Source organism: Salinicoccus siamensis (assembly GCF_042429615.1).
Classification (GTDB): Bacteria; Bacillota; Bacilli; order Staphylococcales; family Salinicoccaceae; genus Salinicoccus; species Salinicoccus siamensis.
The window spans coordinates 333,580-349,109 of sequence record NZ_JBHMAH010000004.1 but is presented as its reverse complement, the minus strand read 5'-3'; the positions used below and the strand labels follow the sequence as shown (position 1 = coordinate 349,109).

Genomic DNA, 15,530 nt, shown 5'->3' with positions numbered 1-15,530 from the left:
GGGCACATCGTATGCCCCGTTTTTTAGTCCATAATTTTTACTGGTTTTGCTTTTTTGATCTTAGGCAGTATTTTGGAAGTCGGCACCGTGGATTGCGGTGCTGTTGCATTCGCCTTATCATATTCTTTGATGTAGTCGATCACTTCTTTAACGATTGGAGTTGGCGTCGAGGCGCCTGCAGTGACTGCCACGCTATCTATATTTTCAAGCCACTCATTCTTCAATTCATCAAGTGAACTGATGCGGTAGGCATTAGTATGGGCGATTTCTTTGGAAACCTGGGCCAATCTGTTCGAGTTGTTACTTTTCGGGTCCCCGACGACTATGAGCAGATCAGCCTCCTGTGCCTGCTCGGCAACTGCCTCCTGACGGACCTGGGTCGCCATGCATATCTCCTTATGCACCTCGATGTGCGGGAACTGAAGCTTGAGCTGATCCATCAGATGACTGACGTCCCACGTGCTCATCGTAGTCTGATTGGTCACGATGAGCTTCTTGTCCTTGAGGGATTCCGGCAATGTTTTGACATCTTCTATTGTTTCCACGAGATGTACGTTATCCGGCGCGACGCCGATGGCCCCCTCCGGTTCAGGGTGATTTTTCTTACCGATGTAGACAACGTCATAACCATCAGCAGTGCGTTCCCGGATGAGTTGGTGGGTGACTTCGACGTCTGGGCATGTTGCATCAATGCACGTCAGCCCTTTTTCCTTGGCCCGTGCCTTGACCTGAGGCGAGACACCATGTGCTGTAAATATTACAGTGCCTTCATCTATGCCCTCCAGAATTTCCAGACGGTTGGCACCGTCCAATGTGACGATACCTTCTTCTTCAAACGCATCCGTCACGTGTTTATTGTGCACTATCATTCCCAGTATATATATCGGGCGAGGCAGAGTCTTGTCCATGGAAGCATTCTTGGCGATCACCATTGCATCCACAACACCGTAACAGTAGCCACGCGGGCTTATTTTAATTATATCCATGAAGTTTATTCCTCCCTTACAGGCATTATAACTGAAACCAACTGAATTTGAAATCAACACGTAGTATGAATGGTGTAGATTAAGGGAAATGTTTCAGTTATAATAAATGTTGAGTTTATTTAAGAAATCAGGTGAAGCAATGAGTAATGCATTCAAAAGATTCAATTTCAGCGACAAGATGCTGGATGCAATCGATCGTATAAATTTCACGCACCCGACACTGGTGCAGGAACGCGTTATCCCGAAAGTGCTGAAAAAGGACAATGTGGTTGTCCAGTCCGAAACGGGAAGTGGGAAATCCCATGCCTTCCTGCTACCGATCATACATGAAATCAACCTCGAAAGTCCCCGCACACAAGCTGTGATCCTGGCACCGACCAGAGAGCTGGCGAAACAGCTCCATCAAATGACACTCGGCATATTGGAAAGCTATCCGGAAATTACCGCCAAGGCGTTTATAGGCGGGACAGACATAGAACGGGACACACAAAAAGCAACTCACGCGCCCCATATCGTAATCGGTACTCCGACAAGAGTCAAGGACCTGCGGGATAACGGGGGGTTGAACTTGCGTCATGTGATGCGCCTCGTCATAGATGAAGCGGACTTGATGATCGATCTCGGTTTCCTGGAACAGATAGACAGCATTTCTTCTACAGTCGATGAAAAGTCCCAGTTCCTCGTATTCTCCGCAACAATACCCGAGGCATTAAGGAATTTCCTCAGAAAATATATTGGCGACACAGAAGTGATTGTCATAGACCAGCCGAGGAATAAGGCTTCCATCCACTACAGCCTTGTGCCTGTCAAAGGGGATGATAAAGCCAAGAAAGTGTTGGAGCTCACCGAAAACATCACGCCCTACATTGGTCTCATCTTTGCGAATTCCAAAGAACGTGCAGATGAACTGTTTGGTTACCTAAACAGCAACGGGGTGAATGTCGGTTTGTTCCACGGTGGCCTAAAGCCTCGTGAACGGACGAAAGAAATCAGGAAAATACGGAGTCTTGAATATGAATGGATTGTGGCGAGTGATTTGGCTGCCAGGGGCCTTGATATAGATGGTGCCTCCCACGTCATCAACTACGATATTCCAAAAGATATAGAATTCTTTACGCATCGCATTGGACGTGTGGGACGTGGCAACTATACAGGTACTGGAATCACCATCTACACACCGGAGGATGAGCATCTCATCAACCTACTCGAGTCCAAAGGCTATGCATTTGTGCATGAAGACATCAAAAATGGTGAACTGACCGAAATCAAATCCAGAACAGAGCGTGCCAGACGTAAAAGGCGCGAGTCCCATCTCGAAAATCAGCTCGTAAATAAAGTCAGGAAACGTAAGAAAGTCAAACCAGGCTATAAAAAGAAGATGAAGTCCGAACTTGATGCGCTGAAAAGGGAAGAGCGCATGAAACATGCCAAACGCAATAAGAAAAAAAGATAGATTAGAAAGGTGATACAATGCTTATAGGATCACATGTCTCGATGAGCGGAAAAAAGATGCTGGAAGCAGCCAGCATCTCAGCTGCAAGTTTTGGAGCGAGTACTTTTATGATCTATACCGGTGCGCCCCAGAACACAAGAAGAAAGAAGATAGAAGACCTGAATATCGAAGCCGGCAAACGGCACATGGCGGATAACGGCATTTCGAACATCGTCGTCCACGCGCCCTACATCATCAATATCGCAAATTCCGAACGGGAAGGGGTCTTTGAACACGGTGTAGAATTCCTTCAGGAAGAAATCGTCAGAACAGAACATCTGGGTAGCAGACAGATTGTCCTGCATCCCGGGAGCCATGTTGGAACAGGGGCCGAGCGCGGCATCCAGTCGATCATCGATGGATTGAACCAGGTGCTCGAGAATGACCATGATGTACAGATAGCTCTTGAGACGATGGCCGGAAAAGGAACGGAAGTCGGCCGTACATTTGAAGAATTGGCTCAGATCATCGATGGTGTGGAACATGATGAACGGTTGAGCGTCTGTTTCGACACATGCCACGTCCACGATGCCGGCTATGATATCGTCAATGATTTCGAAGGCGTGATGGAGGAATTCGACCGCATCATCGGCAAGGATAGGATTAAAGTCCTTCATATCAACGACTCTAAGAACGAGCGCGGTGCGCATAAGGACCGCCATGAGAATATCGGTTTTGGATATATCGGTTTTGACGCCCTGCACCATATCGTGCATCACCCTGATTTCAAGGATATCCCTAAAATACTTGAAACCCCATTCGTTGGTCCGGATAAAAAGAATAGGGTAGCGCCCTACAAACATGAAATTGAAATGCTTAAAGAGGGCACATTCAATCCATCCCTTAAAGAAGAAATAAATCCTATGATCGCAGATGCAGAAGTAAAATAAAGAGGAAGGCCTGGGCCTTCCTCTTTATTTTATTTCGTAATCATTCCTATTTACAAACCGTAATGATTCTTTTATAATATTATGATGATCATAAATCGAAGGAGCAACCACCATGGAGCATCCCATTTTCGAACTGAAAAATATTTCATATGAATATAAGGACAAGATGGAAACGACCCAAGCTTTAAAAGACATCAATCTGAAAGTACACAAAGGGGACTTCGTAGCACTCGTAGGACCAAATGGGTCGGGTAAGACGACCCTCATCAAATTAATCCTTGGAGTATTGAAGCTTCAGACTGGGGAAATTTACATCAACGGTAAAAGCCTGCGCCACTTTCAGGCATGGCAGGAAGTCGGCTATGTATCGCAGAAATCCAACAGTTTCGCAAAAGGATTCCCAGCGACTGTCAGCGAAGTCATACTGAGTGGCCTGACGAAGTCCAAGGGACTGTTCAACCGTTTCAAAAAAGCAGACTACGACAAACTGGATGAAGTGCTTGCGCTTTTGAACATAGTAGAGCTGAAGAATAAGAACATTTCCCAATTGTCGGGCGGCCAGACCCAGCGTGTCTTCATCGCGCGTGCACTGATCAATAGGCCAAGCATACTCGTGCTTGATGAACCGACTGTCGGTATAGATGCCAAGCATGTGAAGGAATTCTATGACGTGTTGCTCCGCCTTAAGGAACAAGCCGTGACGATACTTCTGGTCACCCATGACATCGGTGTAGTGGTGGACCATGCCAACGAAGTGGCGTGCCTAAATGAACACCTTCACTTCCATGGCAGCAATCATGAGTTCAAAAATCTTGGGGAAGCGGAACTTTCGAAGATTTACGGCTTTCCGCTACAGTTGGTCTCCCACGATCATGAGAGGAGCTGCTGTGAATGATTCAGGCGTTCTTTGAATATGACTTTATAAGATACTCAGTCATCAGTGGCCTCATTGCCGGATTGATTGCGCCGCTTATCGGTACGTTCATCGTCATCAGGCGCCTTTCACTGATTGCAGACGCACTCAGCCATGTGACGCTTGGTGGCATCACATTCGGAGTCTATCTGTCTTCCCTTATCGGCACGGCCATAAATCCCCTGGTTACCGGTATACTATTTTCGATACTCGGTGCCCTAGGCATTGAACGGCTCCGTACAGTCTACAAGCATTATCAGGAGCTTGCCATCCCAATCATCATGAGCTTTGGTGTGGCATTGAGCGTGTTGTTCCTGTCACTGGCGGACGGCTTCAATCAGGATCTCTTCGGCTATCTATTCGGGAGCATCAGTGCCGTCAACTTGTTCGACCTTACATTAATCGCTTCAATCGGGGTCATAGTATTGGTCTTCATATTCTTCCTATACAAAGAGATGTTTCTAGTGTCCTTCGATGAAGAATATGCAGATGTGATGAACATCAGCAAATGGATCCATTTCCTGTTCATCGTGGTCGTTGCACTCGTCATCAGCGCTTCAATGAGGATTGTCGGCATACTGCTTGTCAGTGCTTTGATGACCCTGCCCGTCGCCTCTGCCATGCGTGTCACGTCAAGCTTTAAGCAGCTTATGGCAATGAGCGTCATATTTGGTGAAATCGCCGTCATCATCGGACTTTTTATAAGTTTTCATCTGGATATTTCGCCAGGTGGCACCATCGTACTTGTATCATTAGCTATCCTAATGGGTGCCATTATACTGGATCACATAGGAGTGAAAAAAGATGGGGAACAAGCTGAATCAATATAAAGATAAATTAAGAAGGAATAAGCTTAAAGTAACTGAGAAAAGGATGCGCATGATTGAAACGCTTCTTGAAGCGGACCGCTACATGAGTGCAAAAGACATCCAGGAGATGCTTAAGCCAGAGTACCCTGGCATGAGCTACGACACCATCTATCGAAATTTATATACACTAAAAGATATTGAAGTCCTTGAGCAGACGACATTATCCGGGGAGATGCACTATAAGATAGCCTGCACGACATATCACCATCACCATTTCATCTGTGATGAATGCGGTGAGACGAAAGTCATCCGCTATTGCCCAGTGGAAACATGGCAGAGCGAGTTGGAGGATGTTGAAATAAAAAATCATAAAATAGAGCTCTACGGTTTGTGTGGAGCATGTAAGGAGACCAAGGTTTCCTGAAAACTTGGAATATAAAAACAACGCCCCCGCTGCATGATGAACTGCTCCCTGTCAAGTAGACAGGTAAAAAAACAAAATAGTATTTTGGTCGCACACGACGATTGTCGTGTGCGTTTTTTTATGCGGGTATCTTTAAGCCCATCTTCAATGTGACACGCTGCGTATTGTAAAATTTAATGTACGCACTGATATCCTGTTTAAGCGCTTCAACGGTGTCGTATGAATTTAAGTAATACTTCTCAGATTTAATAATGCCCCAAACATTTTCAATCGGTCCGTTATCAATGCATTTTCCAGGACGCGACATACTATGAATGGATTGGGTGTGTTTAATAAAATGATGAAATGCATGAGAAGTGTATTGGGAACCACGGTCTGTGTGAATAATCGTTTGGCCTTCAATAATCTGAGGCTCTATTTGTTTGAATGTTTGAGTCACCAGAGATTGTTCGCTGTGTGTGTCCATGTGATGCGCAATGATTTTATTCGTGCATAAATCCAACACAGCACTTAAATAGACTTTACGCCCATCGGTCGTACTGAATTCAGTAATATCTGTCACCAGTTTCTGCATGGGTTTGGCTGCGTGAAATTCACGATTGAGTATATTCGCAGCGATATAGTCGGGTTTGACTGTTTTATATCTGCGTTTCTTTCGTCGAATCACCGATTTCAAATTCATCATCTTCATCAGTCGATACACATGTTTGTGATTCACCTTAGCCTGTCTGAAATGATTCAGGTATATCGTCATTCGACGATAGCCATAAATGCCATCTAACGCATTATATGTCTCTAACATCATGGTCATCAATGATTGATCTCTATTTTCATACTGTGCAGGTTTTCGATGCAGCCATTTATAATAGCTCGCTCTGGAAATCCCCAGCACCTGGCAAAGATGAACAATCGGATATTTATGTTTTAACGCTTCGACCGTTTGGTACGACGCTTTTTGGCGGATTCTTGTTTGATCAACTCTCTTTCCATTTGTTCCTGCTTTTTTAGCGTCTCAACTTCCATTTCTAACCACTGATTTCGGATTCTGAGCGCTTCAATCTCAGCTTTCAACTGTTCTTCACCCGTCTGAGCTTCCGTCGTCTTCTTCTTACCTCGATTGTCTTCGAGTGCTTTCGGTCCAAATTGTTTATACTTTCTCGTCCATGAATAGACGTTAGTGTAGCTGACCTTAAATTTTTCTGCAGCGTCTTTATAAGATAGTTGGTGATTGATGACATACTCCACAATCTCGATCCGTTCTTCGTATGTTGTCTTTCTACTTTTCATTTGATAGACCTCCGGTTTTGGAGAATACGTTCGATTCTCTTTGCCTTCAGTATATCGCATCGCCCAGTTTCTAATCGTATGATCACTCGGAATATTATATTTAACAGAGAGACCTTTGTAGGACAAATTACTATTGAAGTATTCTTGAACCACTTGATGTTTGAATGCTTTTGAATAGTTGCGATTCTTTTGTGGTCTCAGTAATCCAGTCGTCCCATGCTTCAAGTATTTATCTAGATAGAGTCGGAAGGTTGATTCGTTTAAATCTAGCTCATAATCTTCACGGAGTGCTCGAAATGAAGTGCCATCTAAATATAACTCGATGTATTCAATCAGTTCATTCGTTGAATACCTTATGTTTGATTTCAAGAGAAAACTCCCCCTAAAGTAGTTTACTTTTTTAAGTGTCTACTTTAGGGGGAGCATATCATGATGCAGGGGGGGCGTTGTTTTTATTTATTTGCCGCTTCTTCTTTGGCTTTACGTTCTTTTTCGTAATGTTCTTCAGCCAGTATGTCGATTTCCTTCTTGAGCTCATCGACCATCGTTTCTTCCGGCACTTTTCTGACTGTCTTACCGTGCATGAAAAGAAGTCCTTCTCCGCGCGCACCTGCTATGCCGATATCCGCTTCACGAGCTTCGCCCGGCCCGTTTACAGCACAACCAAGTACGGCCACTTTAAGCGGTGCCTTGATGGATGAAATATATTCTTCCACTTCATTCGCGATTGAGATCAAGTCGATTTCAATACGGCCGCATGTCGGACACGCAATGAGAGTGGCTGCGTTACTTGCGAGACCGTAACTTTTCAGCAGTTCTCTTCCGACTTTGATCTCTTCAACCGGGTCGGCAGATAGGGATATGCGCATCGTATTGCCGATGCCACGTGAAATGATGGCACCGAGACCTGCGGAACTCTTCACAGTACCGGCAAATAGGGTACCACTCTCAGTGATGCCTAGATGCAGCGGATAGTCAAAGGCTGCTGCCGCTTTCTCATACGCTTCTATCGCCAGGTTGACATCCGATGCCTTCATGGAGACGATGATATCGTGGAAATCAAGGTCTTCCAAGATCTTGATGTGGTGCAGGGCACTTTCCACCATACCGTCAGCTGTCGGATAACCGTATTTTTGGATGATGTGTTTCTCAAGGCTTCCGGCATTGACGCCGATGCGGATTGGAATGCCTTTTTCTTTACACGCCTTCACCACTTCTTCGACTCTCTCCCGGCGTCCGATATTGCCTGGATTGATGCGGATTTTATCTGCGCCGCCTTCTACAGCGAGAAGGGCAAGCTTATAATCAAAATGGATGTCCACAACGAGTGGAATATTGATCTGCTTTTTAATTTCTGGAATGGCAAGTGCATCTTCCTCTTTGGGACATGCAACACGTACTATTTGGCATCCTGCTTCTTCAAGACGATTGATTTCTGCAACTGTTGCTTCGACGTCATGTGTCTTTGTCGTCGTCATGCTTTGGATGATGATCTGATCGGAACCGCCGATCGTCAAATCGCCAACCTTTACAGGTCTTGTATTAGTACGGTGTGTTATTTGGGACATAATCAAGCTCCTCATGTATATGATGATACTCTAAATCACTAGTAATTATACTAGAAAGCAGGCAGAAATGTAAATGTAATGCCTGCTGATTACGTTTTCATTACCGGCAGTTTCCTGAAGTAATGGATATAGAACGGTAGCGTCAAAAGATATAGGGACCAGAACATGCTCCCCGAAAGCAGTTCAATCAGAGCCATCGGCAGTAGGATGAACGCTGTTGCAAAGGATATGAACTTGTACCAGTTCATAAAACGCGACTTTCTCTTCAGCAATACTGATGATGTATGGAAGAGATAGGCGATGACCGACATGAAAATGACGCTAAAGAACATGATAACAAGTAGAAAGATGACTACATATACCGATACATAGAAATAAAGGCTTGAAGATTGCTGGGATATAAATGTCTTGAGCCCTTCGTCATCCTTTACGTCACCGAGATAGGAATAATCGAATCCAGTGTTTTGTACATCGCGGATGTATATACCGTCTTTTACGAAACCGATCAGAACATTGCGTTCTTCTATTGAATCGGTTGCGACTTCACTGCTGAAGAGGATGTCATTTCCATTTATTGAAACTGTTTCATCCTCACCGACGTATTGGTCATCTATAATGGAGAATTCCGGGATTTCCGATTCGATGTCTGCAAGTCCAGCTGCAGCATTGGCACTTTGAAAAAGCGCAATGATGTTTGGTAATGAAATAAGTAATGAGATAACGAATATATTCAACAGCATGTGTTTGAAGTTTGCCGTTCTAAAAAGAGGGTATTTCTTAAATGTAAGCAGACGCTTGTAAAAAGTGAAAAGTTTCATCGTGTAACGCTTCCTTTTGTACTAATGTATTGTAGTGCAGGCGTCACTCAGCCCTTAGGCTGAATAATCCATACCAATGTGCAATACATTTGTCATTTTATCATTGAATTGATATATTTGGTATGTAAACAAATCACTATGGAGGGGAATTTACTATGGCTTTTGAACTACCAGAACTACCTTATGCATATGATGCGTTGGAACCACACATCGATAAAGAAACGATGGAAATCCACCACACAAAGCATCATAACACCTATGTAACTAAACTCAATGACGCTGTCAAAGGCACAGACCTTGAGAGCAAATCCATTGAAGACATCATTAAAAATCTGGATTCCGTTCCTGAAGACAAGAAAACAGCAGTGAGAAACAACGGTGGCGGACACCTTAACCACTCACTATTCTGGGAGCTCCTCACTCCAGAAACAAAAGAACTCTCTGGTGAACTCAAAGAAGCAATCGAATCTAAATTCGGTTCTGTAGACAAATTCAAAGAAGAATTTGAAGCAGCAGGTGCTGGACGCTTCGGTTCCGGTTGGGCTTGGCTCGTTGTAAACAACGGTGAGCTTGAAATCGTATCTACACCTAACCAGGACAACCCAATGACAGACGGCAAGACACCTATCCTCGGTGTTGACGTTTGGGAACATGCTTACTATCTGAAATACCAAAACAAACGTCCAGAATACTTGAAAGCTTTCTGGAACGTCGTCAATTGGGATAAAGTAAGCGAATTGTACAGCAATGCTAAATAATTCCAAGCAATAGTAAAGGGACGGGCAACCGTCCCTTTTTTAATTTCCAGAACTAAAGACTCCATAATATGATAGAATGACATTACATATTTTTCAGGTAAAAGAGGATGAGTTTTATTGAAAAGAGCCAAAACCAAGAGTCTTGAAACCATAAATAATCAAGTGATGAAATCCAGGATAAACATAATCATGCTGGTTGTCTTTCTTCTTTGCCTGGCACTCATATTCCGCATAGGTTATCTGCAGATCGTCAAAGGGGATATGTACCAGGAAGAGGTGGAGAATGCCCAGTATGTAGAGATCAACCAAAATGTGCCGCGCGGCGAAATATACGACCGGAATGGCAACTTGCTTGTCGGCAATGCTTCCAAGAAAGCCATCTATTTCACCCGTCACAGGAATATGTCCTCCGGTGAAATAATGGATGTCGCCCTGAAGTTATCGGATTACATCGAGATGGATACTGAAAACATCTCCCTTAGGGATAAGCAAGATTATCTGATCAACCGTTATCCGGAAGAAGTAGAAAAGATAATGAAAAAAGAGCAGACCTTACTCGATAATGGCAATATTTCACAAAAGCAGTTCAATGAAGAGTTATATAGGCAAATCGATGACCAACAACTATCAGACATTCTATCAGAAGAAGATCTCAACACGATCGCCGTCTTTGTCGAGATGGTCAACGCCCGTGAACTCAATCCTGTAGTCGTTAAGAGTGAAGATGTGACCGAGGCAGAGTTCGCGGCTGTAAATGAATCGCTTGATTCATTGGAAGGCATTTCCACCGGGATGGACTGGGAACGCGAATACCCATATGACTCCACCCTTAAGACCGTTCTCGGAGAAGTATCCTCATCAGAAGAGGGATTGCCAAAAGAACTGCTCGATTACTATATGGCAAGAGGGTATTCACGTAATGACAGAGTCGGTAAAACTTACCTTGAATATCAATATGAAAATGTCCTGCGCGGTGAAAAGGCACAAGTTAAATATTCCACCGACAAATCAGGGAAAATACTTAAGCAGGAAACGGTCAAGAAGGGGGAGCCGGGCGATGACCTGTATCTCACCATCGATATCGAACTTCAACTTGAACTTGAAGCGATTGCCGAACATCACCTGACATCACTCAGAAAGATGGCTGAGGAAGTGGCGGCACGCAATAATAGGACCGGGGAACTTGATTACACGATCATCCCTGAATATTTGAACACAGTCGTTCTGGTCGTGCAGGACCCGAATAATGGTGATGTGCTGGCCATGGTCGGAAAACAGCTCGATGAAAATGGTGAAATCGTCGATTACCATTATGGTGCGCTTACTTCAACCTATCCGGTGGGTTCCTCCATAAAAGGTGCCACTGTTACAACCGGCTATCAAAATGACATCATCGAGCCGGGGGAAGTGCTGATCGATGAGCCACTTAACTTTGCAGGGGACCAGGGTACGAAATCGTCATTCTTCAACCGCGACAGCAAGGTTGCGATAGATGACCAGGAAGCGTTGATGGTATCTTCCAACGTCTACATGATGAAGATTGCGATGGGACTGGCTGATTTCAGCTATACACCGGGAATGTCATTGCCGACCGATATTACAGGTGGCGCGAACAAATTGAGGAATGGCTTGAATCAATTCGGCCTTGGGGTGTCGACAGGCATCGATCTGCCGAACGAAGCCACCGGACTCAGTCCGGATCTGGCAAACAACCCTTCAAGCTTTTTGAATTTGGCAATCGGACAGTATGACACGTATTCTGCACTGCAACTGTCCCAATACATGTCCACCATCGCCAACGGCGGAAACAGGGTAGGGCTTCATATGGCAAAAGAGGTGCGCAGTGGAGATGCCAACGGGGAAGGGACACTGCTGCAATCCTTCGATGGTGAAGTGCTGAATACTGTACTGTATTCTCCAGAAGAGCTGGAGCAGATCCATAAAGGGTTCTATGATGTGTTCAACACGCATGACACCGCAACAAATCGATACGGCACCGGCTGGGATGCCTATCATGAGCTCGAACCGAAGGCTGCAGGCAAGACCGGAACAGCTGAGGCTAAGTTTGAAGGAGTAGACGTCCTGAACCAGACTTATACAGGCTACGCGCCGTATGATGAGCCGGATATGGCGTTCGCCGTCATCTTCCCGAACATGCCTTATACGGTGCCTTTCTTCCCTGGACAGTACTTAGGCCGCGATGTCGTCAATAAGTATTATGAACTCTATTATGAGCAGTCACCTAAGCCGAATTATCAATATAATACGGATACTTTTTATCCGAAGCTCGTATACGGACAGTAAGGCACCTATAAGGGTGCCTTATTTTTTGGATTTATAGTGCTTGAGATGATGGTGTATAACAGTTATTGCAACTGACGGCTTTTGATTTGACGGTGGAATGATTATAATGAAAGATAGAAATGAAATGCGGAAAGAGAGGCTTTTGAAATGAATAAGAAAGATATGCGAAAAGAGATGATGGACAGGCTGGCTTCGCTCGGTCCTTCTGACAAGAAGCGCAAGGAGGAAATTTTAAAAACCAAACTGCTTGAATATATCAGTCAATTGAACATCACTTCAGTCGGCATCGTGCTGTCGATGCCGCATGAAATGGATACCGATGGCATCATCAGTCAATTGAAATCGCGAGGGATAGAAATCTATACGCCCGTATGCAACTACGACCAGAAAGTGATGAATTTCTGTGAGTTCTCTTCTTTTGACGCAGTTGTAAAAGATGAAAAGGGATTAAGGGTGCCAAAGGATGCCGAGCGCGTCAACAATGCACCTGACCTCATCCTGGTCCCGGGCCTCATCTATTCCCAATCCGGCTACCGGATCGGATATGGGGGTGGATATTATGACAAGTTTCTGGCAAACTATACCGGCTTGAAGGTATCATTACTTTTTGAAGAGCAGCTTGGCGAAGTCATTGTTGAACCCCATGATATCCCTGTAGATATATTGATTACCCCAGAGCGTACGATAGATGCAGCAGAGAAGAGAAATGAAGATGCCTGATATATGGCGCACCGCCTACGAAGTGACCCGTTACACAGATTATACGTTTTACGATTTCGACCAGAGTCGTGAAGTGATATGGCTTAAAAACGATAAAAAAGCGAGTATGATGTGCCTGCATGCCACAAATGTAGACACATCATCTGAGGACGCCGTCGACTATATATTACACCGCTTATTTATACAAGGTCAGCATGGGGTGGTGCGTCATGTTGAAAGTTATTATCCTGATGCGGACGGGGCGTCCGAACGATTCGAAGCGGATGGAGTGGAGATCATCCACGAAGGGGTCAAAGACTACGGCACTCTGATCGATAATCCTTTCTATAGATTAGACTTGAAATATAAACAATCCAAGCCTGCTGCGCATTACCAGAAACGATTGTTGAGCCGGCATCCTTTTGAACGCTACATGGTCCGCTTCACTCCGATGACTTATTTATTGACTGCGATCAATCTGGTTGTGTTTCTGCTCAATCTCATCCTTATCCATATAGTCGGTTCCTTCCAACTTACAGAGCAGCTTGCTGTCAGCCACTCTGCAGTGGTTTCCGGGGATTTATACAGACTTTTGAGCAGCAGCTTCCTCCATGTCACCGTCGAGCATTTCCTGTTTAACATCTTTGCTTTATTCATAGCCGGGAAATTCATAGAGGTGCTCTATGGAAAGTGGCGCTTGGCCATCGCCTATGTACTGACAGGCATACTATCAAGCCTCTTTTCACTGGTGTTCATCACTGAAGGGGCTTCCCTCGGCGCAAGTGGGGCAGTATACGGCCTGATCGGCATTCTGATAGTACATCTGTTGATAAGAGGGAAAATCGACTTGAAGCTGCTTCTGCAGATCGCCATATTATTTGTGGTATTATCATTCATCTCCCAAATCATGGCAAACATCAATCATTATGCGCATTTCGGGGGACTTCTGTTTGGAGGACTACTCGGCGTACTGTTTAACCGTCAAAGTTTCAAACGGGTGTGGACCATAGTATCCATTTCTCTTCTGGTGTTAATTGCAGCAATCTCATATTTTATGGTGATGGGTTCCAACGCTGAACCGGCATACAACCAGGAAGCAATGTCCAAGCTCCAATCCGGGGAATATAGTGCAGCACTTGGGATCGTCACTGAAGCGGTTAATGAAGGCGATGACACAGCCGGCACCTACCACGTACTCGGACTTATTGCCGAGTACACGGGAGACTATGACCTTGCTGAACAGTACCATGAGAAAAGCTTTGAAATGAATCCGAAACATGAGTGGGCAGTGAAGCATAAGCTGATTAAACTCAGAAAGGATAAAGACTATGAAGCCATGGGCCAAATTCTGGACGACTTGAACATTAAGAGAATTAAAGACGAAGAATTGAGGCTCATCGCCAAGGAGTATTATGGAAATGAATAAGGATCTAAGCCACATCAATCAACTGCTGAGGCGTTTTGGCATATATGTATATGATAGGGATAGGAGCAATATGCTCCTCATGATGGAAATGGAAATCAAGGAATTATACAAGGCCGGGCTGCTCGATAAGAAAGAATATGCCGAAGCCCTGTTGATTCTAAGAGACAGAAAGGAAGGCTGAGAATGGCTAATATATTGGCGGCAGATATAGGGGGTACGACCTGCAAACTAGGATTATTTTCGGATGACCTGGAATTACTCCACAAATGGGAGATTCCAACAGAAACATTTCCAGACGGGGGCAAGATACTGGAAGATATCCATGAGGTTTTCGTAAAAGAGACAGCGAACCATGGCTTGGACCTGACGGATATTATTGGTGTCGGTCTCGGAGTCCCAGGGCCGGTTGATTTTAAAAATGGCATTATAAATGGTGCAATCAACTTGAATTGGAATGGCAAAAAGCCAATTTCATATGAATTTGAGAAGATGAGCGGCATTCGAACGATCGTGGATAACGATGCCAATATCGCAGCGCTCGGTGAGCAGTATAAAGGAGCTGGAAGCGGTTATGACGATGTGGTCATGATGACGCTCGGTACAGGAGTTGGAGGCGGCATCGTCGTCAACGGGCTGCTTGCTCATGGTCATGGAGGCGCCGCAGGCGAGATAGGCCACATCCATGTCGATACAAAGAGAAGGTTCCAATGCAACTGTGGCAAGAAAGGGTGCCTTGAGACGGTGGCCTCTGCCACAGGTATTGTGAACCTTGCCAGACATCATTTTCACAATGGTGTGGAAACCAGACTCTCAAAAACCTTGGAAGAAGGCACGGTAACATCCAAGGCTGTTGTTGACGCGGCAAAGTCCGGGGACGCGCTCGGCATTAAGGTGCTTGATGAAGTCGCCGGGTTCATTGGCCTTGCATTGAGTGATATATCCGTCCTCACCAACCCGAATTACTTCATAATCGGTGGCGGTGTCAGCCGGGCTGGCGACATTCTTATGGACAGGATACGAAAGCATTATAAGCGGCTTACTTTCCCGCCGGCCCATGAAAATACTGAGATTGTCTTTGCTGAACTCGGTAACGATGCAGGAATACACGGAGCCGCACGTCTCGTAAAACAATATTTAACATGAAAAAAGCAGCCAA

The 15,530-nt window shown here is 45.0% G+C and carries 16 protein-coding genes; 11 read left to right on the top strand and 5 right to left on the bottom strand.

Annotation, left to right across the window (positions count from 1 at the left end):
- Positions 1–23: 23 nt before the first annotated feature.
- Positions 24–986, bottom strand: a complete 963-nt coding sequence (locus ACFFLE_RS02490; protein WP_380569583.1) for a 4-hydroxy-3-methylbut-2-enyl diphosphate reductase — start codon at positions 984–986, stop codon at positions 24–26.
- A gap of 139 nt (positions 987–1,125) precedes the next feature.
- Here ACFFLE_RS02490 and ACFFLE_RS02485 point away from each other — a divergent pair, with 139 nt between their 5' ends.
- From ACFFLE_RS02485 to ACFFLE_RS02465, 5 genes are all read left to right on the top strand, one after another.
- Positions 1,126–2,439: a DEAD/DEAH box helicase gene (locus tag ACFFLE_RS02485; protein WP_380569582.1), complete on the top strand. Its 1,314-nt coding sequence runs from the start codon at positions 1,126–1,128 to the stop codon at positions 2,437–2,439.
- Positions 2,440–2,456: 17 nt separating this feature from the next.
- Complete coding sequence (locus tag ACFFLE_RS02480) at positions 2,457–3,368, top strand: deoxyribonuclease IV (protein ID WP_380569581.1); 912 nt, start codon at positions 2,457–2,459, stop codon at positions 3,366–3,368.
- A 112-nt stretch (positions 3,369–3,480) separates the two neighbouring features.
- Positions 3,481–4,263: a metal ABC transporter ATP-binding protein gene (locus ACFFLE_RS02475; RefSeq protein ID WP_380569580.1), complete on the top strand. Its 783-nt coding sequence runs from the start codon at positions 3,481–3,483 to the stop codon at positions 4,261–4,263.
- The gene (locus tag ACFFLE_RS02470; RefSeq protein WP_380569579.1) at positions 4,260–5,111 is read left to right on the top strand and encodes a metal ABC transporter permease; all 852 of its coding nucleotides are present in this window, start codon (positions 4,260–4,262) and stop codon (positions 5,109–5,111) included. Before ACFFLE_RS02475 ends, ACFFLE_RS02470 begins: the two co-directional genes overlap by 4 nt.
- Positions 5,086–5,514, top strand: a complete 429-nt coding sequence (locus ACFFLE_RS02465; protein WP_380569578.1) for a Fur family transcriptional regulator — start codon at positions 5,086–5,088, stop codon at positions 5,512–5,514. Before ACFFLE_RS02470 ends, ACFFLE_RS02465 begins: the two co-directional genes overlap by 26 nt.
- A 118-nt stretch (positions 5,515–5,632) precedes the next feature.
- Here ACFFLE_RS02465 and ACFFLE_RS02460 read toward each other — a convergent pair whose 3' ends face one another.
- The 4 genes from ACFFLE_RS02460 to ACFFLE_RS02445 all read right to left on the bottom strand — a co-directional run bounded on the left by ACFFLE_RS02460 (position 5,633) and on the right by ACFFLE_RS02445 (position 9,187).
- Positions 5,633–6,424, bottom strand: coding sequence for an IS3 family transposase (locus ACFFLE_RS02460; protein WP_380569632.1), 792 nt, complete (start codon positions 6,422–6,424; stop codon positions 5,633–5,635).
- 14 nt (positions 6,425–6,438) lie between these two features.
- Positions 6,439–7,170 (bottom strand): helix-turn-helix domain-containing protein, encoded by a 732-nt coding sequence (locus ACFFLE_RS02455; protein WP_115883934.1) that lies wholly within the window; start codon positions 7,168–7,170, stop codon positions 6,439–6,441.
- An 83-nt stretch (positions 7,171–7,253) separates the two neighbouring features.
- Entirely contained in the window at positions 7,254–8,369 is a 1,116-nt protein-coding gene (gene ispG, locus ACFFLE_RS02450; protein ID WP_380569577.1) for a flavodoxin-dependent (E)-4-hydroxy-3-methylbut-2-enyl-diphosphate synthase, read from the bottom strand.
- An 89-nt stretch (positions 8,370–8,458) separates the two neighbouring features.
- Positions 8,459–9,187 (bottom strand): DUF1189 family protein, encoded by a 729-nt coding sequence (locus tag ACFFLE_RS02445; protein WP_380569576.1) that lies wholly within the window; start codon positions 9,185–9,187, stop codon positions 8,459–8,461.
- Between the two features lie 155 nt (positions 9,188–9,342).
- Here ACFFLE_RS02445 and ACFFLE_RS02440 point away from each other — a divergent pair, with 155 nt between their 5' ends.
- From ACFFLE_RS02440 to ACFFLE_RS02415, 6 genes are all read left to right on the top strand, one after another.
- A complete protein-coding gene (locus ACFFLE_RS02440; protein ID WP_380569575.1) occupies positions 9,343–9,945 on the top strand; it encodes a superoxide dismutase in 603 nt (200 codons plus the stop codon).
- A gap of 117 nt (positions 9,946–10,062) precedes the next feature.
- On the top strand, positions 10,063–12,249 hold the full coding sequence (locus ACFFLE_RS02435; RefSeq protein WP_380569574.1) for a peptidoglycan D,D-transpeptidase FtsI family protein: 2,187 nt from the start codon (positions 10,063–10,065) through the stop codon (positions 12,247–12,249).
- Positions 12,250–12,396: 147 nt separating this feature from the next.
- Entirely contained in the window at positions 12,397–12,969 is a 573-nt protein-coding gene (locus tag ACFFLE_RS02430) for a 5-formyltetrahydrofolate cyclo-ligase (RefSeq protein ID WP_380569573.1), read from the top strand.
- Complete coding sequence (locus ACFFLE_RS02425; protein ID WP_380569572.1) at positions 12,938–14,374, top strand: rhomboid family intramembrane serine protease; 1,437 nt, start codon at positions 12,938–12,940, stop codon at positions 14,372–14,374. Before ACFFLE_RS02430 ends, ACFFLE_RS02425 begins: the two co-directional genes overlap by 32 nt.
- Positions 14,367–14,555 (top strand): YqgQ family protein, encoded by a 189-nt coding sequence (locus tag ACFFLE_RS02420; RefSeq protein WP_380569571.1) that lies wholly within the window; start codon positions 14,367–14,369, stop codon positions 14,553–14,555. The genes ACFFLE_RS02425 and ACFFLE_RS02420 overlap by 8 nt, the downstream gene beginning before the upstream one ends.
- 2 nt (positions 14,556–14,557) lie before the next feature.
- Positions 14,558–15,517 carry an ROK family glucokinase gene (locus ACFFLE_RS02415; RefSeq protein ID WP_380569570.1) on the top strand — a complete coding sequence of 320 codons (960 nt, stop codon included), beginning with the start codon at positions 14,558–14,560 and terminating at the stop codon, positions 15,515–15,517.
- Positions 15,518–15,530: the final 13 nt, after the last annotated feature.